The organism is Halobacillus sp. BBL2006, assembly GCF_000786645.1.
Classification (GTDB): domain Bacteria; phylum Bacillota; class Bacilli; order Bacillales; family Halobacillaceae; genus Halobacillus.
In genome coordinates this window covers 1-2,842 of record NZ_JRNX01000005.1, presented here as the reverse complement: position 1 = coordinate 2,842, position 2,842 = coordinate 1, and the positions used below count along the sequence as shown (strand labels likewise).

The 2,842-nt window shown below is 42.3% G+C and carries 4 protein-coding genes; 3 read left to right on the top strand and 1 reads right to left on the bottom strand.

Annotation, left to right across the window (positions count from 1 at the left end):
* A partial coding sequence (locus LD39_RS00100; RefSeq protein ID WP_035541484.1) for an AAA family ATPase occupies window positions 1-781 on the bottom strand: 781 nt, incomplete at its 3' end.
* Between the two features lie 118 nt (window positions 782-899).
* On the opposite strand from LD39_RS00100, the gene LD39_RS00095 reads away from it, so the two are divergent.
* The 3 genes from LD39_RS00095 to LD39_RS00085 all read left to right on the top strand — a co-directional run.
* On the top strand, window positions 900-1,586 hold the full coding sequence (locus tag LD39_RS00095; protein WP_035541482.1) for a YitT family protein: 687 nt from the start codon (window positions 900-902) through the stop codon (window positions 1,584-1,586).
* The gene (gene cymR, locus LD39_RS00090; RefSeq protein ID WP_035541480.1) at window positions 1,540-1,959 is read left to right on the top strand and encodes a cysteine metabolism transcriptional regulator CymR; all 420 of its coding nucleotides are present in this window, start codon (window positions 1,540-1,542) and stop codon (window positions 1,957-1,959) included. Before LD39_RS00095 ends, cymR begins: the two co-directional genes overlap by 47 nt.
* A 17-nt stretch (window positions 1,960-1,976) precedes the next feature.
* On the top strand, window positions 1,977-2,842 hold an 866-nt coding region (locus LD39_RS00085), incomplete at its 3' end, for a cysteine desulfurase family protein (RefSeq protein ID WP_035541478.1).

Sequence of the window (2,842 nt, the reverse complement as noted above, 5' to 3'; positions counted from 1 at the left end):
GAGAGGCGTCGACGTCACTTCCTCTTATCGACTTCTGGAAAGCAGAGAGAACATCATAATGGGCGTCACCATCTTTATCGTGAGAAAAGCTTTTCTTCTGCATACATTCCTCTGCCGTATCCAATGAAATGATAACGGTACCATCCTCAGAAGCTGGGGTAGAAAAAGCGGCAAGCTCTACACCATTCAAAGCAGCTCGTAAATCCCCGTTCGCTGCTTGAGCAAAATGTTCGAGAGCATCATCCGTCATTTTAATCGTCAGATCACCTAAACCATCTTGCTTGTCATCCATTGCTCTCTGTATAGCTTCCTTTATATCTTCTGGAGTTAAACGATAGAGTTCAAACAAATGGCAACGGCTTCGAATAGCCGGATTGATTGAGTGGTACGGGTTACTCGTTGTACACCCGATCAGCGTCAGACGGTTACTTTCTAAATGAGGAAGGAGAAAATCTTGCTTTGCTTTATCCAATCTATGAACCTCGTCTAATATTAAAACCATTTGGCCATGCATTTTTGCTTCTTCCACAGCAATCTCCATATCTTTCTTTTTATCTGTTACAGCGTTAAGGGTCTTGAATGGCAATTGGAGGCTCTTTGCAAGAGCTGTAGCCATGGAAGTTTTACCTGTGCCAGGAGGACCAAATAGAATCATGGAAGCCGGGCGATTGGCTGTGATCATCCGTCGGATGGTTTTTCCTTCACCCACTAAATGGGTTTGGCCGATAATTTCATTTATGTTAGATGGACGCATACGGAATGCGAGAGGCTGTTGATTCATACATCAAGCTCCTTTGTACAGTTATAATTGTTAGCGTAGAATGATTCTCTGTAAAATGCAAGAGACTTGCCATTCGTGCTATAATAGCGTTTGGTATAATAGAGAGAGGAAGTTAGAGATGAGTAAAAACCATCTATTTAAAAAGCGGGAAATGTCGCTCCGCTGGAGTTTTTTTCTTGCTGGCTTAGTCATTCTTGGGTTAGGAATATCTATGACCATGCAAGTGAGAGAGTTTGGCATCGGACCATGGGATGTCTTTCACTACGGATTATTTTTACAATTTGGTTTAACTGTTGGTACCTGGTCGATCATTGCTGGGCTGATGATCGTTCTTGTGAGCAGTTTAGTTCAAAAGAGTAAACCTCAAGTCGGTACCATTTTGAATATGGTGTTAATTGGTGTTTTCATTGACTTTTTTAACTGGCTGTTACCAGAACCTGAAACGTTAATAACACAAGCATTTGTATTCATACTCGGTACTGTGGTCATTTCCATAGGAATTGGTATTTATGTCGCCCCTGGTATTGGAGCAGGCCCAAGAGACAGCTTGATGCTCCTCATTTCAGAAGCTACTGGCTGGAAAGTATCTACCGTCAGGAACGGAATTGAAATTACGGTCGCTATCCTTGGATTGCTGCTGGGTGGACCAGTAGGTATCGGTACGGTGTTTATCGCATTGCTGCTGGGCACATTTGTTGGTTACACCCTACCTTACGCAAAACAATCTTTACAGTTTTTAATAATGAAAGGTGAATTGTATGAAAATATCTACAAAAGGCCGTTACGGTCTAACTATAATGATTGAATTAGCAAGAAAATATGGAGACGGTCCGATTTCACTGAAACAGATCGCAAGGGATAATGAGCTTTCTGAGCACTATTTAGAACAATTGATTGCTCCATTAAGAAACGCCAGTCTTGTAAAAAGTGTACGGGGTGCCTATGGAGGATATATGTTGACAAAAGCTCCCCATGAAATCACTGCAGGTGATGTGATTCGTATCCTTGAGGGTCCAATCACACCAGTGGAAGGTATTGAAAACGAGGAACCGGCGAAGCAGGCATTATGGAAACGAGTACGTGATGCAGTAAAAGATGTATTAGATACGACAACTTTGGAAGACTTGAAAGACCATGTCGATGATCAAACGCAAGATGCCTACATGTTTTATATTTAACGGACGGAGGTGACAACATGGCAGCCATCTACTTAGATCATGCCGCTACTTCACCTGTACACCCAAAGGTTATTGAGGCTATGATGCCGGTGTATCAGGATGTGTTTGGAAATCCATCAAGCGTGCATCAGTTTGGCCGTAAAGCAAGAAGAATCTTAGATGAGGCGAGAAGAACAGTAGCAGAAAGTATCTCTGCTGATGAAAAGGAGATCGTGTTTACTAGTGGGGGTACGGAAGCTGACAATCTTGCTATTATCGGTACAGCAAGGGCAAACCAGCATAAAGGTAAGCATATCATTACCACCTCCATTGAACATCATGCTACATTGCATGCAGTCGAATATTTAGAAGCTGAAGGGTACGAGGTCACTTACTTGCCTGTAGACGAAACGGGAGCTGTTCAGGCAGAAGAAGTCAAAGCTTCTTTAAGAGAAGATACAATCCTCGTTTCCATTATGATGGTCAATAATGAAACAGGAATCATTCAACCAATTGAAGAGGTTGCGGAAGTTGTTAAAGACCACCAGGCTTACTTTCATTCAGACATCGTTCAAGCCTATGGTTTACTCGAGGTCAATGTCCAGACTTTACCAGTAGATCTATTAGCTGTATCAGGTCACAAAGTAAATGGTCCCAAAGGGATCGGCTTTCTTTATGTACGTGAAGGAACTAAAATGGATTCTTTGCAATATGGAGGCGAACAAGAAAGAAAACGCCGGGCGGGTACAGAGAACATTCCCGCTGTGAAAGGCTTTCAGACGGCAGTCGAAGTTATGAATATGAATAGAAATTTGAACAGGGATGAATATACGAAATTCAAACAATTATTCCTCAACACCTTGAAAGGAGAAGAAGTCGACTTTAAGGTGAACGGGAACGAACT